The sequence below is a fragment of the Psychrobacillus sp. Z16_25 genome (genome assembly GCF_056856695.1).
Window position 1 is genome coordinate 1 of sequence record NZ_JBXEOV010000028.1, and the last position, 24643, is coordinate 24643.

At 34.1% G+C, this 24643-nt stretch carries 23 protein-coding genes; 12 read left to right on the plus strand and 11 right to left on the minus strand.

Annotation, left to right across the window (positions count from 1 at the left end):
• Positions 1–650 precede the first annotated feature (650 nt).
• The 3 genes from AC1VU3_RS16895 to AC1VU3_RS16905 all read right to left on the minus strand — a co-directional run bounded on the left by AC1VU3_RS16895 (position 651) and on the right by AC1VU3_RS16905 (position 2920).
• Positions 651–971 carry a hypothetical protein gene (locus AC1VU3_RS16895; RefSeq protein ID WP_482984087.1) on the minus strand — a complete coding sequence of 107 codons (321 nt, stop codon included), beginning with the start codon at positions 969–971 and terminating at the stop codon, positions 651–653.
• 81 nt (positions 972–1052) lie between these two features.
• The gene (locus tag AC1VU3_RS16900) at positions 1053–1319 is read right to left on the minus strand and encodes a DUF3006 domain-containing protein (RefSeq protein ID WP_482984088.1); all 267 of its coding nucleotides are present in this window, start codon (positions 1317–1319) and stop codon (positions 1053–1055) included.
• A gap of 17 nt (positions 1320–1336) precedes the next feature.
• Positions 1337–2920, minus strand: a complete 1584-nt coding sequence (locus AC1VU3_RS16905; protein WP_482984089.1) for an S-layer homology domain-containing protein — start codon at positions 2918–2920, stop codon at positions 1337–1339.
• Positions 2921–3582: 662 nt separating this feature from the next.
• On the opposite strand from AC1VU3_RS16905, the gene iscB reads away from it, so the two are divergent.
• The gene (gene iscB / locus AC1VU3_RS16910) at positions 3583–4902 is read left to right on the plus strand and encodes an RNA-guided endonuclease IscB (protein ID WP_482984090.1); all 1320 of its coding nucleotides are present in this window, start codon (positions 3583–3585) and stop codon (positions 4900–4902) included.
• 715 nt (positions 4903–5617) lie between these two features.
• On the opposite strand, the gene AC1VU3_RS16915 is transcribed toward iscB, so the two are convergent.
• The 4 genes from AC1VU3_RS16915 to AC1VU3_RS16930 all read right to left on the minus strand — a co-directional run bounded on the left by AC1VU3_RS16915 (position 5618) and on the right by AC1VU3_RS16930 (position 9942).
• Positions 5618–6922 (minus strand): hypothetical protein, encoded by a 1305-nt coding sequence (locus tag AC1VU3_RS16915; protein WP_482984091.1) that lies wholly within the window; start codon positions 6920–6922, stop codon positions 5618–5620.
• A 16-nt stretch (positions 6923–6938) separates the two neighbouring features.
• Complete coding sequence (locus tag AC1VU3_RS16920) at positions 6939–8234, minus strand: replication-relaxation family protein (protein ID WP_482984092.1); 1296 nt, start codon at positions 8232–8234, stop codon at positions 6939–6941.
• Between the two features lie 492 nt (positions 8235–8726).
• A complete protein-coding gene (locus tag AC1VU3_RS16925) occupies positions 8727–9140 on the minus strand; it encodes a hypothetical protein (RefSeq protein WP_482984093.1) in 414 nt (137 codons plus the stop codon).
• A complete protein-coding gene (locus AC1VU3_RS16930; protein WP_482984094.1) occupies positions 9133–9942 on the minus strand; it encodes an AAA family ATPase in 810 nt (269 codons plus the stop codon). Before AC1VU3_RS16930 ends, AC1VU3_RS16925 begins: the two co-directional genes overlap by 8 nt.
• Before the next feature lie 931 nt (positions 9943–10873).
• On the opposite strand from AC1VU3_RS16930, the gene AC1VU3_RS16935 reads away from it, so the two are divergent.
• Both AC1VU3_RS16935 and AC1VU3_RS16940 read left to right on the plus strand, forming a co-directional pair.
• On the plus strand, positions 10874–11980 hold the full coding sequence (locus AC1VU3_RS16935; protein WP_482984095.1) for a hypothetical protein: 1107 nt from the start codon (positions 10874–10876) through the stop codon (positions 11978–11980).
• 695 nt (positions 11981–12675) lie between these two features.
• Positions 12676–12876, plus strand: a complete 201-nt coding sequence (locus AC1VU3_RS16940) for a hypothetical protein (RefSeq protein ID WP_482984096.1) — start codon at positions 12676–12678, stop codon at positions 12874–12876.
• A gap of 189 nt (positions 12877–13065) precedes the next feature.
• Here the strand turns inward: AC1VU3_RS16940 and AC1VU3_RS16945 are convergent, their stop codons facing one another.
• Both AC1VU3_RS16945 and AC1VU3_RS16950 read right to left on the minus strand, forming a co-directional pair.
• Entirely contained in the window at positions 13066–13260 is a 195-nt protein-coding gene (locus tag AC1VU3_RS16945; protein WP_482984097.1) for a hypothetical protein, read from the minus strand.
• 303 nt (positions 13261–13563) lie between these two features.
• On the minus strand, positions 13564–13737 hold the full coding sequence (locus AC1VU3_RS16950) for a hypothetical protein (RefSeq protein WP_482984098.1): 174 nt from the start codon (positions 13735–13737) through the stop codon (positions 13564–13566).
• A 350-nt stretch (positions 13738–14087) separates the two neighbouring features.
• Here AC1VU3_RS16950 and AC1VU3_RS16955 point away from each other — a divergent pair, with 350 nt between their 5' ends.
• The 3 genes from AC1VU3_RS16955 (at position 14088) to AC1VU3_RS16965 (ending at position 15986) form a co-directional block, all read left to right on the plus strand.
• Positions 14088–14789, plus strand: coding sequence for a hypothetical protein (locus AC1VU3_RS16955; RefSeq protein WP_482984099.1), 702 nt, complete (start codon positions 14088–14090; stop codon positions 14787–14789).
• Positions 14790–14957: 168 nt separating this feature from the next.
• Positions 14958–15098 carry a hypothetical protein gene (locus AC1VU3_RS16960; RefSeq protein ID WP_482984100.1) on the plus strand — a complete coding sequence of 47 codons (141 nt, stop codon included), beginning with the start codon at positions 14958–14960 and terminating at the stop codon, positions 15096–15098.
• 297 nt (positions 15099–15395) lie between these two features.
• Entirely contained in the window at positions 15396–15986 is a 591-nt protein-coding gene (locus tag AC1VU3_RS16965; protein WP_482984101.1) for a hypothetical protein, read from the plus strand.
• A 338-nt stretch (positions 15987–16324) separates the two neighbouring features.
• On the opposite strand, the gene AC1VU3_RS16970 is transcribed toward AC1VU3_RS16965, so the two are convergent.
• Positions 16325–17005, minus strand: a complete 681-nt coding sequence (locus tag AC1VU3_RS16970) for a hypothetical protein (RefSeq protein ID WP_482984102.1) — start codon at positions 17003–17005, stop codon at positions 16325–16327.
• Positions 17006–17214: 209 nt separating this feature from the next.
• On the opposite strand from AC1VU3_RS16970, the gene AC1VU3_RS16975 reads away from it, so the two are divergent.
• The 6 genes from AC1VU3_RS16975 to AC1VU3_RS17000 all read left to right on the plus strand — a co-directional run bounded on the left by AC1VU3_RS16975 (position 17215) and on the right by AC1VU3_RS17000 (position 23667).
• On the plus strand, positions 17215–17805 hold the full coding sequence (locus AC1VU3_RS16975; protein WP_482984103.1) for a recombinase family protein: 591 nt from the start codon (positions 17215–17217) through the stop codon (positions 17803–17805).
• 151 nt (positions 17806–17956) lie between these two features.
• Complete coding sequence (locus AC1VU3_RS16980) at positions 17957–19624, plus strand: SNIPE associated domain-containing protein (protein ID WP_482984104.1); 1668 nt, start codon at positions 17957–17959, stop codon at positions 19622–19624.
• Positions 19625–19818: 194 nt separating this feature from the next.
• Positions 19819–20103 (plus strand): hypothetical protein, encoded by a 285-nt coding sequence (locus tag AC1VU3_RS16985; protein WP_482984105.1) that lies wholly within the window; start codon positions 19819–19821, stop codon positions 20101–20103.
• A 64-nt stretch (positions 20104–20167) separates the two neighbouring features.
• Entirely contained in the window at positions 20168–21313 is a 1146-nt protein-coding gene (locus tag AC1VU3_RS16990; protein WP_482984106.1) for an NERD domain-containing protein, read from the plus strand.
• Positions 21314–21349: 36 nt separating this feature from the next.
• Complete coding sequence (locus AC1VU3_RS16995) at positions 21350–22639, plus strand: HIRAN domain-containing protein (RefSeq protein WP_482984107.1); 1290 nt, start codon at positions 21350–21352, stop codon at positions 22637–22639.
• A gap of 380 nt (positions 22640–23019) precedes the next feature.
• On the plus strand, positions 23020–23667 hold the full coding sequence (locus tag AC1VU3_RS17000) for a PBECR4 domain-containing protein (RefSeq protein WP_482984108.1): 648 nt from the start codon (positions 23020–23022) through the stop codon (positions 23665–23667).
• Positions 23668–23794: 127 nt separating this feature from the next.
• On the opposite strand, the gene AC1VU3_RS17005 is transcribed toward AC1VU3_RS17000, so the two are convergent.
• Positions 23795–24643: hypothetical protein (locus tag AC1VU3_RS17005; protein WP_482984109.1), on the minus strand; the 849-nt coding region annotated here is incomplete at its 5' end.

Here is a 24643-nt window from a genome sequence, read left to right on the forward strand (position 1 = left end):
AAACGTGAAGAGGGCAAGCCTTATAAAGTAGCCATTATCGCATGTGCTAATAAGCTTTTACACTGGATTTATGCGATATTAAAAACAAAAACACCGTTCCAAGAAACACTTTAGTAACAAATTTTTCAAATAAAACAATAACCCTCCAAATTAGATTCGGAGGGTTATTTGCGTTGCGCATTTTTAGTATAGCATGAAGGTATTTTTATTTTAAAAGATTTTTATTGACAATCTATTAGCTGGTTTTGTTCAAGAAGCCATTTCTCTTGTTTCTCTTCATTTTTTTATAGTTACCTGTTTGGACATGACAGCGTGTTTCCTCAAATTTACTCCTTGATTTTTCTTGAAGCGAAGGGGACAACATCGTACGATTTAAGAGTTTATTTTGCGGATTTTGTTTCTCTTGTCAGTCAGAAATCATTGTGTTTTTCTGAACCTGATTACGACAAAGTAAGATAATTTTGGTTGTCAGGGTGATACAGATTAAGGTAATTAATAGTCGTAAAATACGCTCATCCACAGACACGTTAGTCGGAAAACTAATACTATCTGCATCGTCTTGTGCTTTTACACTCTAGCTACTCCTAGTTCTTCTAAAATCTCTGATAGCCTTACAAATCGTAGGTTTCAAACTCGCATCCAGTCAATTTTCAAAATTTGTATTCCATAGCTCTTTTCTTGTTCGGCCTAATCTTATGTCTATAGCCTGCTTTCATGATCTTATGTAATTCATCTTCCGGTTTTCCATTAATAACAGATATGATGTAGTCTCTTTCGATAAAATTCCCTTCTCTTGTTAGCTTAAAGACTTTAGCTTGTTCAACTACTTCTTTAATGCTGTTTGTATAGGCATATTCTCTAATGATCCATCTCTCTAAAGTATTTGTTTTATAGTTTTCTGCAAGTGCTACAAAATGTTGCAGTCTCTCTATTTCAGCCTTTGCTCTTTCAACAGTAATCAGTTTTGCCATTATCCTTCCCCCCTCTTTCCCTCTAAGAAATGTTTATTAAGAACTACCAATCGTTACATTGGTAGTTCCTCTTCTATTCTTTTAACTTCGTAAATCACAGTCAAATTCCTTACTCTTTACCTTGTTGATTAAGTTTTCTACATCTTTTCTTACATGCTTCGTTTCTTCTGTAAGAACAGTCACAGTATGTTTATCTTCTTTACTAACCAGCAGTCTATCTCCTTCAATCGCTATTCCCTTCAGTTCTTCTTTAGGGATCAGTAAGCTCTTCTTCTCTTCTGGATACTCCAGGAGAACTCCATACTCACCTTCAAAACGGTCAAGCGTATATTTGACTGGCCATGTCATATAGTCAACTCCTTTAATTAGCGTTCACACGCCCAACCATCTTTATCACGGTCATGTTTTGAGGCATAGGCAGGATGTCCTGACTTAACACCATTTGGATAATAAACACGCATTTCCGTACAATTGGCAAAAGAGGTAGGTGCTCCAGGAATTACATACTCATCCGAACTCGGATCCGTTGGCGGTGAAGGTACAGGAATAGGTATCGGCACAGGTGTTGGCGTTGGTATAAGCACTCCGCCACTCCATGGTTTCGCAGTAACCGAATGAACAAGTCCGTTCGTTGTTACAGTAATATTCCCAGCTTCAGCCGTTGAGTAAATCTTCGAACCTACGCTATTGAGACGAGAAACGACGTCCTTATGAGGATGACCATATGAGTTGTCCTTTTCATATGAGAGGATTGTAGTTTCCGGTCTTACTTCATTAATGAATTCTGTGGCACTACTTGTATTTGACCCATGGTGTCCGGCTTTCAAAACTGTTCCTTTCATATCGTATTTAGCAACCAATTCTTTTTCTAATGACGTATCTGCATCACCCATCAGAAGGAAACTCACATTTTTGTATACAACTTTCAGTACGATTGAAGCTTCATTGTTGTCGTCCCCTTCTTCTTCAGCATTTAGCACTGTAATCGTTAGAGCTGAATCAAGGGTAATATTATCCCCTGATTTAGGGACTTTGTAGTTAATATTCTTTGTGTCTATTAAGGATAGTAGCTCATAATAAGTTTGGGTCGTATGGGATTTTCCCGAATCGATAAAGTTTGAGACAGGTATAGTCTTTACTACATCTATTAATCCTCCGATATGGTCAGCATCAGGATGCGTTGCCATTACATAATCAAGCTTACTTATTCCTTTATCCTTTAGGAACGCCACTACCTCATCTCCAGCAGACTTGGAGCCTCCATCCACCAACATATTCTTACCGCTTGGAGATTGGACAAGTATTGAGTCTCCTTGACCTACATCGATAAAATGAACCTTCATCTCTTCCTGCTTAGCTTTTTGGAAGCCCATTGCCCTAGCTATGAAGACCGATATATGCGCACGGCTGAGATTGGCATTGGGTTTAAATGTCCCATCTTCATAGCCGGTTGTTATATTTTTAAATGCTAATTGACGTGTAGGAAGATATGCGGTTGAATCTTTCGGAACATCCTTAAACGTAACATTCGATTCCTGCGTTAATTTAAATGCTCGTGCAATAAACGCTGCCATATGGCCACGGGTTACTTTTTCTTTTGGCTGAAAAGAACCGTCTAGGTACCCATTGATGATTCCTGCTTTAACTGCAGAATTGATATAGCCAGAAGAGGGTAGATTTGCGGGAACATCTTTAAATTTAGTCGCTGTCTGCTTACCATCCAATCCGACCGCTTTACTGACCATGATTGCTACTTCTTCACGTGTTACATTTTCATTTGGATTGAATTTAGTGCTATCCGAAATGACTCCTTTTTCAAGTAAGAACATGATTTCTTGATAATACGGGTGTGTTACCGGTACATCGCTGAACGCAGCGAATACTTGCTGTTTTGGAAGAAAACTCAAAAAGAGAAATGCAACTATAATTATTGATAAAAAACGTTTCATAATATCCCCCATTTTCTATTAATTATCTGTATTACATAATTCGATATAATATTGGTAATTCCTTCTATTTTAACTAAAAACAGATAACTATGAGGGAGGATTGTCATAATGCATGCAACCATAGACTTCAATGAACGGGCTGATTTTTAAAATAAGAATTGCTAAAATGAGTAGCTTAAAAAGACTGCTGGTGCGTTAACACCAACAGCCTTAGCAACTACATAGTTCGCTTCACAGGCGGACAGCACAGCGTTCAGTAAACCGCCATTGCTTGCATGCTCCGGCGGTTTACTTTTTTTGTGTAAAAGTAAATGACAGAACGATTATCACATCGATTGATCAACGTAGACGATATGGAATTGGTTTTTGTAGAAGATTCCATCTTTATGGGTATAGCCATCCTTAATTTGTCCATAATATCGCAAAGGGGTGCTTCGAGATACGACTAAGAGAAGGAAGAGAGGAATGTCACACCAAAGGCAATGGTAGTGATGAATACATAGGCACTTCAGGATACTCCACTTGACACTACGGTTAGTGGTTAAACATCTCTGAGGGTAAGGAAAAGTGTCATTAGCAAGAAACCTTTTCTCAACATTGGCAAAGCGGACCTACAGCCTTTTGGCTACATTATTTCAAAAAAATGAAAGGCGTGATGATGTGTGGTTATTGCTGCTTATGTCATCAGTAAAGAAGGGAAACCACTCGACCCGACAAAACGTTTTGGTCGTGTGCGTTGGTTATTAAAAAGAAATGAAGCGAAAGTGGTTTCTAGAAAACCGTTTACTATTCAATTATTAATTGATACAACGACATATCACAAGAATTATACATTAGGAGTGGATTCGGGTTATCTTCATGTCGGTTTATCGGTTGTAGATGATTCATCAGAAGTGTTTTCAGCTGAGGTTGCCCTGTTACAAGGACAAGTAGAAAGAAATAAAGAACGCGCTTCATATCGTCGTACACGCCGAGGGCGTTTACGTTATCGGAAACCTCGATTCAACAATCGAAAAATCGAACAAGGTTGGTTTGCACCATCAATTCAACATAAGTTAGATTCTCATGTGCGTATCATTAACAAAGTAAAACAAATTCTACCGATTTCGAAAACGGTTATTGAGGTTGCTAATTTCGATACACAAAAGATTTTAAATCCTGAAATCGAAGGTTTAGCTTATCAAGAAGGTTGTCAAAAAGACTTTTACAATTTACGAGAATATATTCTACATCGTGATAACCACCGATGTCAGAACCCAGATTGTAAAAACAAGGACAAGCAACCGATTCTAGAATTACATCATATTATTTATAGAAGTAATGGTGGAACAGATACGCCTAACAATTTAATTACAATTTGTTCGCAGTGCCATACACCAAAGAACCACAAAGGTTTCTTATCGACGTGGCGACCTAAAATCAAACCGTTAAAAGGTGCTACTTTTATGTCTTCTGTTCGTTGGCGACTAAAAGATGTACTTGAAGCTGAGCATACATATGGTTATCAAACGAAGTCTACTCGCATTGCAGAAAAAATCGAAAAAAGCCATGCGAACGATGCGTTTGTGATTGCTGGAGGCAAAGCATTTTTCAAACGAACCACAAAATTCGTTGTTCAACAAGTGCGTCGTAATAATCGTTCATTAAGAAAGTTTTACGATGCTAAATACATTGATGCACGTACAGGTGAAAAGGCTTCGGGACAAGACCTTTTTAGTGGTCGACGAACACGAAACAAAACCAAAAACGAGGAAAACCTTCGCGTTTTCCGTAAGGAAAAATTAAAAAAAGGTTATTATTCGTACCGACGTTGCCGCTATCCTTTTCAACCGAATGACTTGGTAAAAATAGATGGGAACTATGCAGTTGTAGCGGGTTCTAAAAGCTACGGGGCATATGTCAAATTGAAAAATGTAAAGAAAGACGCGAAGGCGAGTCTTTTAACACTTGTAAAAAGCGGAAAAGGATTTTGCTTTAAGTAAGAATGAACAAAAAACAAAGCCAATTCATCTCATGACTGAAGTCACGAGTGTTCTTGGCTATTTTAATAAATCTCAATCATTTTGGGACAATCTTCGGTTTCCTGTAAAAAGTTATTCATGTTACTCTCTCGGTGCTAAACACCCTTGTTATTTGTGGAAATTCTAAGCCACTTGTTCTTGTTTACTCGTTTTTTCTTTCTCGCCAATAGGGATCGGTGCAGACAGTCCACTAGAGACACGTCAAAATCCTCATTTAAAGCGGAAGCGGTCTTTTGAATGATGCTACCGTACTTTAGTCAACAACTCACGACTAAAGTCGCAAGCTTGGAAAAGTAGATTAGAGTCGTAGAACTTCGGTTCTGGTTGAATAGCCTAAGTGCTTCGCGCACTACGTTGGATAAGAATGCATAGGTACTTCAGGATACTCCACTCGTCCTGAACACTACGGTTAGTGGTTAAACATCTCTGAGAGTAAGGAGAAGTGTCATTAGCAAGAAACCTTTTCTCAACATTGGCAAAGTGGACCTACAGCCTTTCGGCTGCGTTATTTCGAAAGAAATGAAAAAACTGAGGAGTCTAAGATAGTCCTCCAATACGGAGTTTCTAACATCTTATCAATAAATCGTTCACATATGAAGCACTCCTAAGTTATGACTAGGGACCAAAATGAAACCACTGTTCAAATTATTAAACAGTGGTTTAAATATTGTTATTTTTAAAGATAAAAAGGTTGGTTCTTCCTCTTTTGTAGTCCTACTAGATGGGTTAACTCTAGATTTTTAATAGGTTCATTGACAAGTTGCATGTATTGTAGGCTAGTGAGCCATATATTTTTGCCATGATAGGATCTAATGATATCGTTCTCTTGGCTTTCTTGGTCCCGATATATTACGAATAAGTGAATTGGTACCTCATCATATAAATACCCTAAGTTTGAAAGCTGCTTTTCAAGAGAGGCGGCGGTTTGATATGTCTTCACGGACCCCTCTAATCCTGCTATAGAGATTACATAGCGGGTATCTTTTTGCTTCTTGAAAAGATGGAATGTTTGGAATCCAATTTTATTAGCCGAAAACGATCTGACAGTAGAAAAAGAGTATTGTTTAAAATCTTCCTCATTTTTTTGTTCAAGGATAAGTTGAAAGTTTCGTGGCAGTAAATACTTGTATCCGGCCTCTTCATCAACAAATCTGAGTAAATCTCCTATTCGCTCTTTCAATCGATCAAATGCCAATACATAGACCTCAAGGTTTGGATGCCATTGTGTAAAATATGGCATCCATCCTTTAAGTTCAAAAATGACATCTCGAGTATTCTTTCTAACTTGATTTGTAACTGAAAAGATAACGATACAGTGTTTATCTTCTCGAACGGATTCACGTGCAAATAGATTAAGGATATTTGTAAAAACACCTTCCATGTTTGTGTTCCTATGTATAGGTGCGTTTAGAATTAAGAGAATAAGTTGATCTTCACTTTCAAATACCCAGGCATCGGAGAAAATTTTATTCCCTTTTGTACTCCGTAAAATAGATAGCCAATGGTCTCTAAATTTAGCATATAGAATTTTAGCACCACATCGAATGCTATTTAAATAAATATCGTTTGCCAATGTAGATAGGATAATTTCATTAGAAGATGGTATGGATTGTTTTTTTGCCTCTTCTTCAATCTTATCTAGATCATATGAGCCCAAATGAAAGAATTCTTGCAATAAATACAATCCATTTTCTCCAAGTTTGTAATAGTACACTGTGTGTGTAAAATGATTAATTGTAACGGACTCTTCTAGACGGACTAGGATGTGATAATCCACAAATTTTTTTATTCGATTACTGATTGTTGTACTACTGAAAGACGGATTAACAATTCCTTTAAACAAATCATGTAATATAAAACTATTAACCGTGCCGTGTATAGTTAATTGCTGTAAGATCCTCAATTCTTCATGTTTAAGTTCTATATATTTTCTAGAAGATATTTGTAGACGGTATCTTTCTTTGTTTAGATAAAATTCCATGTCATTCCTCCATTAATCATTCTTGTGTAAAGGGGCCTTTCAATTTGAACATCTGAGGTAAACTATTGGTTTGTTGCCATGTTATTAAATCGGTCTTATATACTTTGTATAATGGATTAATTCCTAAAATATCCTCCTCCGACTCCGAATAACTACCATACACCAGCACAAGGACTGCTTCTGAATTTATTAGCTTTGTATTGATATCAGCAATTACTTGATAGACGATTTTTATTAAACTATAACTTTTCAAGCTTCCTTCTAAGATAAAGTATGGAAAAAGGTATTGTGTCTTTTGATAAAGGGTTAGTTTTAACATTGGTAGAACTAGAAAGTAATGTTGTACGTCTAAAAATTCAAATGGTATTTCATCTATCTCATGAATTTGTTCAACAAGTAAACTTTCCTTTGAACTCAATACTTTTTCGGCTAAATTAAGCCACTGACAGACTAGTTCATATTGCTTTCCATCGTCTATTTCTTTATTCGTTAATAACTTAAGGACTAGACTAGGTACACGTTTTGCCGATAAGACATAACTTGAAAAGTTTAGGGAAATACTCTCAAGGTTTTGCTTTAGAGAAGCGACGCGCTTAGAACGGTTTTGTCTTTTATTTTTCTGTACGACATCAATACTGGCATCTAAAACGGCAAATATAAGTGACATGGTGTACCCATTCTTCTCTAGAAAATTTGTATTGAGACGGTTATATCTTTCAACTTTTTTTTCAATCATTTTTTGATCTTGACTACCTGTATCGAGTTCAATAAAAATAAAATGCTTTCCCTGCAAAAAAATCCAGTCTGGAATAGCGAGATTTAAACCTCGGATTCCTATTTCCTCTCCCTTGGGGGTAACGATCACCCCTTCTACCCCCCTCATATGAATGAAATCAACAATCGATTTAGATACACACTCGAGATATATTTGGTTTGCTAAAATTGAGATTGCATCTGTATGCAAACTAGGTAAACCAGTTTTTCTTGATGCTCTAAAAATCTTGAAATTCTCCTGTGTATTCTCTATATGATTTGTCGATACAAGACAGCGGTATGCTCTTAAACCTAATTTATAATAGTACCTGGGGACTTCAGCTCGCGTTACACTAATGTTTACTGTCACACGATCTAATAATTTCGCCTCCACTAAACGTCTAAGACGATTACTTATTGCATTACTATTTAATATTTTTCCAGCTGATTGACTGAGGAATAGATGTATGGATTTTGAATGCATTATTCGATGGATCATTAATTGCTTTAATAAAGATACTTCCGAGTCCTTTAACGCAATCCTTTTCCCTTTTCCCACCTGATAAAGAATTTCTGTTTGTTTTATAATTTTTCTCTCCTCTCACATCAAAAAAACCCCACTAAAAGAACGAGATTAGTTTCTCGTTTTTTAGCAGGGTATTCCTGTTTGTTTAAATTTAATTACTTTGAGTATATCATTTTTCAAGATATATTCCTATTGTTTGTTTAATGCAGTACAAAATAATAGGAAATGTATACGTTACTTATACTTTTAAATCTGGCTGTTTCTGTTGTACTTCTTATGCATTTACCTATGTTTCCACTCACACCGATAATCTAATATATGTGCCCACTCACATAGGAGGTTATTTTGTTGTATATGACTCCACTCATAGTGAACTACAATCATCAATAGATTGTTCATATATTAACCACTCCTAAGTTATGGCTGGAACATAATGAAACCACTGTTCAATTTATTGAACAGTGGTTTCATTCCCAAGTAAAATGGGTGCTTATCCAGAGGTTAAAGATATAAAGTTTTTTAATTCTAATTTTCCTCTTGCATAAATTCAGTCATAAAATTAAATTGTTTTTGTTGACGATCTGTTAAATTTGATTGGACATATGATTCAATAAGTTCATCAAGAATTGCATAGGTCTTGTTTTCGTCCATAAACTTCCCTAATATATTAATTTTTGTATGTATATCTAGAGGAACTTTTATAGATTTTACGGCATTACTTTTACCTACTCTTGCTTTTACTCCTTGATCACCTATTTTACTTTCTTTAGCCTTCATCGGCTTTTCATTCTCAATCGGTTTAACGATTTTCTTTTCTTCAGGTTGGGAATACTTAAATGGGTTGGGATCATTGAATTTAATAGGTGCTGGTCTTTGAAGAGTATTTTTCTTCTTAATAAGGCCACCCTTTGTATTGTTGTCTGAGGATATATTACTCATATTTACCATGCTCCTCAAAATAGTCGAGTTTTTCTTCCATTTCTTTAACTACGTCTATAAATATTTTATGTGCTTTCGCATCATGTTGATCAGCATTCGCTATCCCCGTAACATCCCATGCCTTTAATCTTTCCAAGTGTTTAATATAATTTTTAAAAACGTTGTCTTCTCCAAATAGCTCTTTAGCTCTCTCTACTGTAGCAATATCTACTCTTCCACCTGGTCTTAAAAGAACGGGTAGGACTCCTAACACTTGAATATCTGCATCATACTCATTAGCCATAAATTGAAGATAGGACAAATATGTTTCTGCACCTTCAAGTGATAATTCTTGTGCTTGAAGAATAATTAGGACATAGTCTGCTGCCATCATTGCATTGTCTGAGTAATCACTGATAGTAGGAGGAACATCAATAAAAATGTAATCATAATCTTCCTTGATTTCTGTTAACAAACTACGTAAATATGTAACTTGACTAATATCTTGATCAAATTTCTTGTATAGAAATTTAGAAAAGTTCTTAAACGACACAGATGCAGGTATTAAATCTAAGTTTTCAGTAACATTCATTATCTTAGAAGTTAAATCACCTTCTTGGAATCCATCCATAATTGAAACATCAATGCTTTCAATTCCAGCAGAACGAGCAATAATCATGCTAGCGTTTGCCTGGGGATCCATATCAATTAATAGAACCTTCTTATTAAATACATGAGAAAGTTCCCAACTAGCCATAACGGCAACTTTTGTTTTTCCTACTCCACCTTTAAAGTTTCCGACAACAATTGTTTTTGCAACCACAGATAACACTCCCTTTTTCTTTTTCGAACTTCTACTTTGCAAATTTCCACTTTCGCAAACTTCTACTTATGTATATTTTATCAAAAGTAGAAGTTTGAAAGTGTCTGAATTTAATTTGTAACATAATTGTAATATTAATCTTTTATATTGCATAGGTGGAAATTTCTACTTTTCTACTTTTGATAGATTACGTATCTTTATCGCACAAGTGGAAATTTCTACTTTTCTACTTTTGATAGATTACGTATCTTTCTCGCACAAGTGGAAATTTCTACTTTTCTACTTTTGATAGATTACGTATCTTTCTCGCATAGGTGGAAATTTATATTTTATTTTTTCTAAGTCCTTGAATTAAAAGAACTTTTATTCTCATCATTCTCGCATGGGTGGAAATTTCTACTTTTCTACTTTTGATGAATTACGTATCTTTCTCGTGCAGGTGGAAATTTCTACTTTTCTACTTTTGATGGATTACATATCTTTCTCGCGCAGGTGGAAATTTCTACTTTTCTACTTTTGATGGATTACGTATCTTTCTCGCATAGGTGGAAATTTCTACTTTTCTACTTTTGATGAATTACGTATCTTTCTCGCATAGGTGGAAATTTCTACTTTAGATTGTTTTGGTGGGGTTTACTTACAAATAGGGAGGTTTACATGAGGATTAAGATAGATTAGGATAAAATTAAAAATTACATAAAGAAAAAGCTACTCCCTTCAGAGACTTTGGCCGGTCCTGGGAATAGCTTTTACTAATCATATTGTATAAACACATAATATAACAAAAACATTCGAATTACAAGATTGTATGTTATGTATAAAGCAATTAGAACTGATTGTGATTAGTAAAAGCTATATACTGTTTTACTCCAAAATAGTAGTTCCCCGAAGTGGTAGCTACTATTTTCTTTATTTTCAGGGGTGAAATGAGATGAAAAAACAGAATGAAATATTTTATGGTTTTAAATTTCATCAACAAGCATTTACTCGTTTACGAGTAGAGATCCACGATGCTGTTGGTAAAGATGACTATCAACCATTACAAGCATCCGAAGTAGCCGTATATGTGCTATATCATAGTCTTTGTGATGAATACGGAAGAATCTTAGAGAAAACACATAGTTTTCGGAGACTTGCAAAAGAGTATGGTCTCAATGCCTCCACGATTTGTATCGCTCATCATAGTTTAATCAAACGTGGGCTATTAAATGAAGCTTGGATCAATGGACAAGCCTTTATCGAAATTAGTCATTATGCAGCTTGGAATACACCAGATTCAGAAATTGCTTTGAAAAACGACAACAATTTGAATTATTTTAAGGTACCAATCCCCTTTTTATATTCTCTTAAGGAATTCATAAGAGCTAGAGATGTAGAAGGATTGGTTTTCAATCTTAAAATCCTTAATCAAAGTTTCCGTAATGAATCGATTCGCTCAGCTAAAAAAACGGAATTATTACAAGATACACTTAAGCTAAAAGCACGTAAGACAAATAGAACGCTAGACAAATACCTTTCCCGTCTAAGAAAAGTTTTTAACATTGATGTGGTAAAGGGTGCAAACAACGCGGTCAAATATGTATTCTCCTTAGTAGCCGATTGCTTTAAAGAGATGCAAGAAGCACCATCTTACGTAGCAAGACAACAAAAAATAAGAAAAGATATCACTCATCAATTTACTACCAGCGGACTTACATATAACCAAAAGGATATGAGAGATGTGTTTTATGCTATTAAAGCAGAAGTGCTCGATGTAGTGGAACCATTCTATTCTAACAACGTGGATCGCCAGCTATTAAGAGAAATAGAACGTTTCTCCATACTGGTTTATCGCGAATCAATGGAGAATTTAATGAATGGTAAGAATATAAAAAGCGTTGGAGCATACTTCCGTAAATTACTTCGTGATAACATGAAACGCTACCTGGCGTACGAAATGCAACCAGCTACATTCTCAAGATTCTTGTCCTATATCAAATTATGGGGGATAAAAATGAACTTCTCTTTTGAAGATGTTCTTGCCCTTCAAAGTAAATAGCGTCTAGTTACTCTATAAAAAAACAGTCTTTTAAAGCCTTTGTCGTAAAAAAACCTATTCGGCAAGGGCTATTTGTCGTTCCCTAAAAATAATTTATGCTATATTAATAGAAAATTTAGTCCACAAAACTAACGTAAAATTAACGACAGCCACTTTATCTCCCCTTTTAATGTATTTGCATTTATTTAATCCGTTCATTTCGATTGTGGACAAATAGACAAATGTTCATTACTACAGAGGATAAAAAAATCTGTTCATTTCAAGCACACTAAATCAGTGAATAATTCATTTCAAGCATCTCAAGAATGAATGAAAATTCCGCTCAAACATTGAAACTGTTACGTTCTTTTCTCTATTTTTATCCACATAATTTTTTCCATATTCTTTTATGATCTTATATTTCTTTATGATAATTTATACTCTTTTAATGAATTAATACTATATATATGATTCTTCCTAAAAATATTATAATTTTAAAAATACGATGCAGATTTTTACTTATTTTTATATCTCTTTTTAAATGAAGCAACAAGTTCATTAGCCTAGAAAAGGAGTGTCTCGTGCAGAGATCCTCCTATATCCCAAATGCTTCACTTTTTTCACTCGATTGGCGATGCAATCGCTTAAATTACTAACTCATATAACTACCAGCTCCGTGATATAATAAAGGACCAATTTTAAAGGTGATATATAATTTGAATACTATATTAGATATGTTGAATTTCTTTCTTATCAGCATGTTAGGTAGTATCGTAGGAACAATGATTGTAATGCTTATGTTCTTGGATAATATCGTAAAAACTCTTGCAGCCAAAGCCTCTGAAGGAATGGGCCATGGAATTGCAAAAGGGATTGATGACTACCACAGTAAGCAAAAGAAAAAATATGAGAACTAATTCTAATTCTTCTTCTAATTGATAAAATAAGCTTTTATATCTTATACTAAAAGTGTTCAATTCAAAGGCGAACAGCATAATGGAGTAGTAAACCGTCCAATCGCTGGTAGGCTAAGGGCGGTTTACTTTTTGTTTTTTAAACACCCTTTAGGTATACTTCCGCAAGATCTATACGTTCTTTCCTATGACCTAAGCATTCCGCACCTTATCCATCACTCCCACCGCTTTTCGATATAGAGGATGTTCTTCCTTTGTTATCTTAAGGTCTTTACGGTATCCAACCACACGATTCTCTAATATCCGTTGGATTATCTCACGACTTTCCTTTGCAATTCCTCGTTGTAGCAACTCATTCCTCAGCACCTCTCTGGCATACGCATACAAAAAGAATTGGACCCCTTCATTTCAGCCCGATTTTCAACCAATTTCAGCGTGTTATAGCGTACGGGGAGACATAGGCATCTTTTCCTTTCCCTCTATCAACTCACGCATTCTCACTTCAAATTCGGACCTACATGACGATATTCTGCCCCTTCCAGCCCTTGTCACCTTTTGTGCCGTATTTAAATCTGTTTTCTCTGCCGAGGTCACCCAAAAGAACTTTACCTTCCTTCTCAACGATGTGAGCCACTGATATTCACGGCCTAGCATCTCTCAACCGAAGACCGAATGCCTGCTGCAGAGCAGTCACGACCTTTGCATTTGTAGAAAGTTTTTCACGAAACCTTTCACTTCCTCTGCTAAATTGGAACGATCCTTTAGTTCAGGCATCACCTCACGCCGATAAAACTTTTGTTCATCTGTACACTCATCTAGTAATTTGTCATCAAAACGATAAGCGGCTGCAACAACAGACTGCACCTATCTATGTTTTGTCCCCTTTCCAGGCGGAATATCTTAAATTGCGTAAGCAATTCGCACACGTCAGTAGAACTTATAAGTGAGCCCGTATCTCTTTCGTTCTAAGGGAATCATTAAATCTACTTGCTATATCCCACTTAGATTAAGAGCATTCAATAATAATGGTCTACAAGTGATGAGTGACCCATAAGTGGTCCACATATGTATCTTTACTTCTAGTGTTTTTAAAAAAGCAATGAGCCATAAGTAGATTAATTTCTACAAATAGAAGGGAAATGATTAATCACTAAAGAATAAGTGATTTATTAAGAGTAAATCATTCGTGAAAACAGTATAAGAGGGGTGTGAGGATGTTAGAGACAAGGGGATACTGGCAAATTACAGAGTTTAGTTTTGAAGTCAAAGAGGCGTATAACAAGCAATATCAAGAGAATGAGACCATCCATTTTAATACGATAGATAAATGGTTCAAAGAATTGGAACAAAAGGGCCTTCATTACATACAAAGGGCTGCTGATAAAAAGGTATATGATGAACTTGATTTAGAAATTGCTGTTTTTATCATGAAGATGCGGAAAGACAAATGGCAACTAGAACCGATCATGAATTTATTGTCCCAACGATTTGAATTACGGCAGTTCCCTGAATCAGATATCGTTCTGGAACAGTCGAGTATTGATGAAGGAAAGATTCTAGCTCAAATGAATCAGCAATTAAAAAAGATAGAGGCATCGTTGATTATTCAATTTGAAGATAGATTGAACGAACAAATCAAAATTCAGCGTGAGGAACTGGAGAAGGATTTGCTGAGAAGACTTCCTTCACCTAAGACGCCAGAAGAATTAAGGGCTGAAAAAACGGATCACTTCATTTCAAGTATGCGACTCCGTTATAAATTAGAGGATGAAGCAATAGTAGAATGGGGTAAGTTGCCAGAAAAAGAAAGAACTATTAAAGCAGGCTTCATTTTTAAAAGAATTGAAGAAGATTGGGCAAAAAGAGACCAATTTATCCGTACCTATGTCCAAAACAAGTTAGATGAGATGGAATAGAAGTTTATTGATTATCCTACTTATATTGATGTCCAATTCTAAATTCTATCTGTGAATTTTGATACTAAAAACCAAAAAATTAACTATATTAAGGGGGGACTTAACATAGACAACAAACGTCTAAAGGATATGCTTACTTGTGAGGAACGGGCTAAGGTTGATTTATACATGATTAAGATAGATTATGCTCAAAGCATTATTGCAGCCAAGTTTTATGGATGGAGAGCACGAGTAATATTGGATAAAGCTATTAAACGTATTCGTCAAGAATTTAAAGAAACAAAAAAGAAAGATGTACTAAAATGCTAGGAATCATTGCTGTGATAGGATTTTCATCAAACTGCATAGATTGCGTGTGAAAAAAGTTCCATCATAAAAGCGACATACGTTGATTTAATAGTGTTTAAAACTCTTATTGTTTTAAAGTAATATCCATTACCTTTGTTTATTAACGAAATTATAATTTCTGAGATAACTAAATGCTAATCTTATTTAAAGGAAAGTTCCCAAAGACTAGTCTGCTATGGGAGCTTTAACTTTGTAAATCTGCATTCTTTTCCCTTAATAAAACATTTATTGTATTATTGAGGAAAGGAGTTGAACATTATGAAATCACAACGTTTCTACACTATTTATGAAACATTTGATGTATTAAGAGCTTGCAAAATTACGAGCAATATTGAATCTGTACGTAGATGGCTACGACAAGGGAAGATAGAAGGGATTGCACCGACATCACGAAAAGAGGGCTGGAAGGTCACACAAGAAGCCCTAGACCGTTTTTTAGCCGAACGATTACCTGATGGCATAACGTTCCCCTATGCTGAAGAACCCACCACATCAAATGCAACAAATGATGTAAAAGAAAACAATGAAACAATTGTTGTGTTAAATGAGGAAGAAATACGAGCAAAGATGTGGTATCAAATCACCCGCAAGAATATTTGGGAAGGATATATAGAGATTAAAAAAACTGCCCTTAAACAAGCAGCTGAGCATCGTCATTATTCCCCAGCGCTCATGGAGGAAGTTTGGGAGCGTTGTATCGCTAATAGCAGTGCCTATAAACAGCCACGTATCTCCTATTTGCTCGATGCATTTAGTTTTGAAGGACAACGCTTAAAATTTGATATAGCATTCGAAAGCAAAGAAGAACAAGTAATTTACGCGATTTGTGAGTACGTAAAAAATAACTAGAGATAGTGTGTTACTTGTTATATTTGAGAGGGGAAAATCCCATTTTATCAGGGTTTTATGCACCAGGTACCAAAAATGTTATAGTTCATAAAAGTGTAATTAAACAAAAAAACGACTAAGAAAGAAATTAAAATCGCACTAGGACGAATATTTGTGGTAGTTGAGCGAGAACTTTTAAGTAGCAATGGGCAAACTATTGAAAGTGAGGGAGTAGCTGCAAGTACTCCTCTTAAAGATGATTTATTACATAAAAAATTAAAGAGTCTGTTTTTAAAGAAAACCCGATCCAGTCGCAGAGTATAAATTAGAATATCAGCTATGCGATAATGAATAGAGCTTTATGTGTTTTTTTCAAGGTAGTGTAATTTCAATTCTTTAGGTGGACGAGCTGCTCGTATTCGTCTAAATATAATTGGGGTCAGGTAAATGACAAAACCGGCTATTAACAAATTTAAAATTAGCATTAAATAGTCGTTCCATCCATTAAGATTTGAAAACTCTATTTGCCCTATAGATAGAGCAAAGAAGGCCACATAACAATAATGTACAATATTAGTTATCATATATATATTTGAAACACACCCTCTAGATTTTATGAGTTTAGGGAAATGAATTACATCTTTCTTTTGCTTTATTTGAAGAGACCAATATGACTTAGAACTTTTTGTTTTTACCATCAAAGTAAATCCCTCGTCAGGTCTCAAAAAATCAAATTCTAGTTTTATATTTTTATAGTTTTGATACATTTCGACTTCAACATAATTACTTGTAATGTCGGAAACTTCAGCGTACTCAACATAATTATCCTCAAAATAAATTGTTAAACAGCCTGTGTCATTGATTATGTCATTTTTATAAATAGTATTATTACCAGCATTCCAAATATAGTAATAACAAATATCTTTGTTAGAAAATGTGTTATCTACACCAACTAGAACTTCATAATTCTTTTTCGATTCTTTATAAAAGTAATAACTATATATAAACCCTAAAAAAAACAAAATCAGAGAACTTATCATCCAAAACAACACATCCCATTTTTTACTTTTATTCTATATTACACCATATATTAGCTGGACTCATAAATTAAAATTAACCATCGTTTTTTATACGGAATAAAAAGACCCTCTAAATCAACATTTAGAAGGTCTTTTTTTATTGTTTTTGTCTAAATACTCGTCTAATTTTACAAAAAACGTATGAGAAATTAGACGATTAGGGGGGAAGGATGGCTAGAGTTATTGGATATGCAAGAGTAATTATGGAAGATCAAAATCCAGATATGCAGCTACAGGCAATCGAAAAGTATGCTGCAGAGAAGGGATTAGATCTTGTCATGTACGTAGAAAAAATATCAACTCGAAAAATTGAGAGCGTAGAATTAGATAATGCTATGAAGGCGGCAGCTAAAGGAGGTGTCTTTGTCTTTTATAAGCTAGAACGTCTGGCTAGAAGTACTAAAGAACTTTACGAGCTGACAGAGCAATTAAAGAAAAAGGGAGTCGAATTCGTTAGTATCCAGGACAATTTTGATACGACAACCCCAACTGGCAAAGCAATGTTCGGGATGTTAGCTGTATTTGCAGAGTTTGAACGAGATATCATTCAACAACGCACATTGGCTGGTCTGGAAGCTGCGCGTAGGCGTGGAATAATTGGCGGACGACCTAAGGTAGATGAGAAGACTAGAAAACGTGTGATAGTCCTTTTTCAGGCTAATGAAAGCGCAACTGACATTGCTAAAGAGTACGGGATAAGTAGGGCGACCGTATATAACATTGTTAAAGAGTTAAAAGAAAAGAATAATATATCTCGTTGAAGTTATAAGATAGAAAAACTAGCATTTTTGCTAATTTTTTTATCTTAGTATCTATGTCCATGTACCGTAGACACAACCCAGGTAATTATTTACAATTGATTTTGTAAAACCCATTAGCAATAAGGGGTTAACTGACCTTAGGAGGGATTACGTGTTCGTTAGTAAAAAAAAATATAATGATGCATTATTAAAAATAAGCGAATTAGAGCAAAGTAATTCTGAAAAAATGAAAGAATTAAGTTCTAAAGAGGACACTTTAGTTAAATTAACAAATAAATACGAAGAAATATTAAAAGAAAATAGTGAGGTTAAGTCAGAACTCGAAGCACTTATTCACTCTGAAGTATCTAGTAAAAATGCATTACTTTTAGCTTTGAATGAAGAATTATCATCGATGGAAGTAAAAGTACAAAGTAAATCTAACCTTATTTTGCAGCTAGATGCAGATATAAAAAAGCTAGAAGATGAAAGTCAAAGTTATAAAAATGCTAATATCGAATTGCAAAATGAATACAATAGGATATCGCTCGAAGTAGAGAGGATAGGTAAAGAAAAATACCAACGGGCAACATCTCATGAACAACAACTACTTCAAGAATTAAACGAAAAAATAAAAGTACAGACAGAAGAATTTAACCAAAACAGCAGTAAACTCGAACATTTAGAGAAGCACTTAAAGAATAGAGAAGCTGTGCTCCAAGAGTACATAAAAGTAAAGAAATCTCTTGTTCTCGCTAGAGATGAAAAAAAACTTCAAGAAGTAGCATTTTATAAAAATATTTTTCCCTTTAACACAACAGAGCAATTTAAAAGTAAATTAGAACAAAATAATCAACGTCAAAAAGATATGATAAAAGACAAAATAGCCGTCCATGTGGAAACAACTTGGCAAGTAAATGGCAGTATCAGAGAAGGAAGGAAGATGACTAATCAAAATATCAAGTCGATGATTCGCTCATACAACACAGAGTGTGATAATGCAATTTCATCGCTTAAATACTCCAACTTTGAAAGTATAAAAAACAGGATAAAAAAATCTTTTGCCACAATTAATAAATTAAATGATTCCAATGGATTGTCTATAGATCAAGAATTTCACAGACTGAAGATAGAAGAATTAACTCTAATCCATGAATTGGAAATTTTTGAACAGAACGAAAAAGAAAAATTAAGGGTTCTGAGGGAAGAAGAAAGAGAAAGAAAAAAAGTTGAGCAAGAGATAAGAGATAAACTATTAGAATTAAGTCTGCATGAGAAACAGATAGAAAAAGATTTAAATCGTTTGAATAAAGAATTTGCAAAATCGAAGGGAGAAAATCGAATTCTCCTAAATAAGATTAAAGAATTAGAGGATTCTTTATCCTTGGTTTATAAAAAAATGGAGGAAGTGCATCATAGACATTTAGTGGGGAAATCAGGGTATGTTTACATTATTTCGAATATAGGTGCCTTTGGAGAAAATGTATATAAGATAGGCATGACTAGGAGGTTAGAGCCTCTGGATCGAATCAAAGAACTGAGCGGAGCCTCAGTGCCATTTGAATACGATGTTCATGCTATGATACTGACTGATGATGCTCCAAGTCTAGAAAACCATTTGCATACAGTTTTTAGCTCTAGTCGTGTGAACTTAATTAATAACCGGAAAGAATTCTTCAATGTAAATCTAGAGGATATAAAAAAAGAAGTCTTTTCACTAATAGGAAAAGATGTTATTTTTATCGATTCTCATGATGCAACACAATACTACCAAACTTTGTCTATTAAAGATGCGTTTAATAATACAGAAAGTGAAGATACATTTTTGTTGTTTAACTGAATAAATACAATTCTAATGTATACAAGTGGAAATTGAAGGTACCTTTAAGGGAAGTAAAAACCGATACTCTCCATAGAGTATCGGTTTTTACACTTTAATGTAGTTTTGTAATAAAGAGCTTAAAGATAAATAGTTGTAAGGAAGCTTAATGACGATAGATATAGGTAGAAAACAAAGGATTTTTTAGGCTACGTGTGTCATTAGAGCAGTCCAAGAAAAATCTCCAGGTAATTCAAAAATATGTGAACTTGATTGAGAAATATGAGCCAAAAACCTCAGAGGAACATGTGATTCACACCTATGTCACACATGGTAGCATTGTAAAAACTGCAGAGGTTTTAAAAAGCCAAGGTCATACCATTGAGAGTGAAGAAGTGGCTGCCATTATCAAAAGTACCCCCCTAAAAGATGATTTATTACATAAAAAAGTAAAGACTCTATATTTAAAGAAAACAAGACCCAGTCGTAGAGGTTATTAAAAGTAAGGATATTAGAATAACAAAAACTAGTTTGGTTATTATTTTCCTAAAAGAATAGAAGACAATGTGGCAATATGTGCCTTATACTATTATGGTAAATAATAGTAAAGATGGTGTGCGTATGGCTATTTTTAAAGGGAGAGAAAATCTATTTGAGATGTTGCAACGCTCTCAAAGATTACAAGATCAAAAGGGGATTGAAGGGGAAATAAGGGTCGGGGATTTATTAGGCAGATTTTTGCCCCCAGATACATATATAATCTCACAACCTGAAATTGGTCGCCTAAATCCTGATTTCTTAGTAGTAAGCCCTGATTTTGGCTTTAGATTAATTGAAGTTAAGAATATAGACATCAGAAACATTGAGGGTGTTTTAACAAATGGTCTTCTGAAGACGAGGTTTGGAGATATAAATCCTTTGTTACAAGTAAAAGCCCACGGGGATGCCTTAAACAACTATTTAGTTTCAAATCATAAAATAAAAGATTCCTATAAAAATATAGGATATTGTATTTTACATCTAGGGTTTTCTAAACAAGAGTTCGAATTGAAGTTTGCAGAACAGATTAGTATGTGGACGTCTGATAGCAAGAGGGATTACTTCAAATTTCATCTGTTTACTGATCAACTCGATAGCAGAATACAAAATTTAATAAAAAATGCCACAAAATTTTATATTCATGAGCATTCTTTGTCTCCGCACAAACAGTTAGAAATAGTGAATAATATTAAAATCTCGAGTAATCAACTCAGTGAAGACGGTTACTTTCATCGGTTTAATGAATATGATGAGAAAATAGACAGTGTGAGTGAAGAAATCAAGCAGATAAAAGATAGCATAAATTATAGAGAGAGTAAGAAAAAAGAGACGTCTTCCCTAAAGATAGTTACTGCGCTACTGTTGTTATTATTAGTTGGTGGAGTTCTTCTAATTACTTTTGATGGGAATACTCAAATCGTACAGAATAGTGGTACGGAAGAAATAGAAAGTGTTATAGAAATGCAAGCAGAGGTAATTAGTTTTTATTTTAACTCCAAAAGCGAAACAAAGTTTTTAGTTTTATCAGATGGAGAGAATGAAATAGAAGCTGTTATTTTTAAAGATACTAAAGTTCCCTATATTAAAGAGGGTAATATATATACATTTTTAGGTTATATGCATTCTTATGATGAGGGTAAAGAAGAATTGAGAATAACGAGTGTCAGGTAAATAAAAGGTATATAGGATATAAGGCGGGTGGTGAAAATGGACATCAAGATTGCTAGGGAATTTCGAAATAATAACGGTCGAGAGTTTGCTGATACTGAATATTTCGATATTTTAAACGAAGAATTAAATCAATTGGTTAAAGATAGAGAATTAAATTATTTAGAAAAAGACCGGGTTTTAAGTTTAAAAACAAATGAGTACGAGATGATTTTACGGCAAAATGATTATCCAGGTTCAAATAAATTGTTGTTATTAAAAAAATATCCACAAATTTTTACTATACATGACTTATTAATAAGCCGAATTCCAACCTTAAAAAAGTATTTTATTTCTATATTACAAAGAGATAGACAAATTTTGGAGAATGGTTTAGAAAAGTTGAATTTAAAATTTGTAATATTTGAGGTATCGACTAATGACATCACGTTGCTTTTATATGTAATTAAAGTAGACGAGACGATAGATTTGAAAGTCTGGATAAAGGAATTCTCAAGAAAATATTTAATAGATTTAGGCTTTTATTATTATGCAAATGCAGAGCTAATATGGGGAGAGGCACCTTCGTACCCCTTATATTCGGAACGTTTTATGGAACCTGACATACGCAGTCTAAATCCTACTAAAAGTGGGTTTAGAGAAGATTTAGAACAAGGTTATCGTTCATCATGGGAAGCTAATGTTGCTAGGTGGCTAAAATATTTAAATATAGAATATGGATATGAAGAAGAACTATTTATTACTGAGGCAGGCCCATATATGCCAGACTTCGTCATTCATGCAAATTTAAGCGGTTTTTTATTAGAAGTAAAAGGACGGTTAGATAGGAGAAGTAAAGATTTAGTAGTAGCGTTTACAAGAGAAAAATTTCATGGATACGAATATGAAATTATAGATAGCTCTTTCTATGCTCTTTTACATGAAAAGTATGCTTTGATAATTCCTGATTGGGAGCGCATTGCAGGTAATATTTCTTCTAATATACAAGCAAGAGTAGTGGGTTTGACTGTTGGAACAAGAATAAAAGTCGTTAAAGAACTTAGGGCCTCAGAGAAAGTAACAGTAGTATGGGAAAAAACGAATAAATATGACGCATTTGCAGTGAAAGTCATTAATAAAGAAGGATTGCAAATTGGTTATATTTCTAAGGACTTCTCACCATATTTAGTTTTGAAGATGGAACAAGGATTTAAATTGGAAGCAAAGGTAAAAACTATTGATTTAATCAATAATGTTTTGCATATATCTATTAATTTTGTTGGTGATAATAGGCTATTGGAAGATTTTGAACATAAATTAAAATATTTCGTTAGTAACGAATACACCTAATTTATACATTAGGTTCTTTATATTTTCGCTATTGTCTGTTTACAAAAAGAAGAGAGAACCGCCCCTTCTTTTTAGGGTTGGCTAAGCAACCGTAGTGTATAAAATAACTGTTTTTTATAATTGGCGTTATACAGTTCGCAGTTGCTGGTGAAATCATTAATTGAGAAAAATTAGATTTAATTTGTTGATAAATAAGCTATAAGATGATAGTATATAATTGGAAATGAAATTTTGGACTTTTAAAAGTCATTCGGGTGCAACTCTCGAATTCTCCCCGTCGGAGAGCTTAAATATGAGACGTGAATAAAAGTTGCGATTTAGAAAGCCTTGATTATTTATAATCAAGGCTTTCTTTTGTGAAAGAAAATTAGGAGGTAATAATGCTTACTACTATTGAAGAACTATATACATTGGAAAATAATCCACGAATAAATGATATAACTTTAACTTTGCTAGCAGATTTTTATAAACATTATTTAAACCCGTATAGTTATCAATATAAAATAGTAGATAATTCTACAGAAGAAACAAAAGAGTATCAGATTGAGTTAAGATTTGATACAGAAAATTTTTGCCATCTTTTAGCTATCGAAAAAATAGTTGAACGTGTGAAGAATAAAGAGGAAATTAAAAAATTTAGAGGTGAAGTAGGGTGGGGAAATGTTGTAAACGGGACGATAACGATACTTACATTGAAGGATAAACCTACAAAAGGAGTATTTAAGAATAATAAGGATAAATATGTTTTTTTCTACTTACTACCTAAATTGGTTGAAAATCCGAAAGGCGTGATTTTTGATCCAGCAAAAGTTATAGATGGATCTACAAGAGTAAACTGCGAGATATTATTTTATGATGATTTTAAAAACACCATGGTACATTTAGGAATAAAATATGATGAGAATCTTGGATATTATATACCTCAAACAATATTAGTTGAGAGAGTTACAGAATCTAAAGATGGTCTTAAATTTATAGGCAATCAGCAAGAAATTTTAGTAACTAAGATTGCGAAAAATAACATCTAAACTACTTGAAATAAGATGTAATAAAGTACATATGGAGTCTTAAACAACTTTAAAGCCACCTATCAAAATTATTGATAGGTGGTTATTGCGTTTGCAGGACTAAATTTCAATTGCTGACTAATTAATCTTATGTTCTAGTACCGCCTGAGAATTCTTGTTCTTTTTCATTTGTATCTTTATTTAAATTGTCGTCATGTTCTTCAGTTTTTTTCTCAATATATATATTAGTGTTGTAACCTTCCGTATCAACTTCAATGTTTATATCTTCATGATAATTATGGATATGGATATTAACATTTTGACTCGGATCCCCCTGGATTATACTATGCACAGAGATAAGTAAATTTAAAATTGAAATAATTATTTCCAAGTTTACTAAAACATTAGTATTATCTAAGGTTTTATAACTTAACCTAAATCGCATTAATAAAGACATAAATATATCTTTGTATTTACTCATTAATTCTAATATAGTGACTTCTTCCTTGCTAGTTCCACTTGTATCTAGTGAATCGTCCAAAACCTGTTGGAATATTTCTTCTATATACGCTATACTATCTCCTACATTAAATTCATCACTGTCATTACTTCTTAAGGATTCACTAATTTTTCTAATACTAAAAATTACATCATCCCCTGGAGACCTGAGTGAGTCCGATAATACTCTTTGGCTGGCGAGTATATCATTGATTGGAGACCTGAGTGAGTCCGATAATGCTCTTTGACTGGCGAGTATGTCATTGATTGGAGACCTGAGTGAGTCCGATAATGCTCTTTGGCTGGCGAGTATGTCATTGATTGGAGACCTGAGTGAGTCCGATAATGCTCTTTGGCTGGCGAGTATGTCATTGATTGGAGACCTGAGTGAGTCCGATAATGCTCTTTGACTGGCGAGTATATCATTGATTGGAGACCTGAGTGAGTCCGATAATGCTCTTTGACTGGCGAGTATATCATTGATTGGAGACCTGAGTGA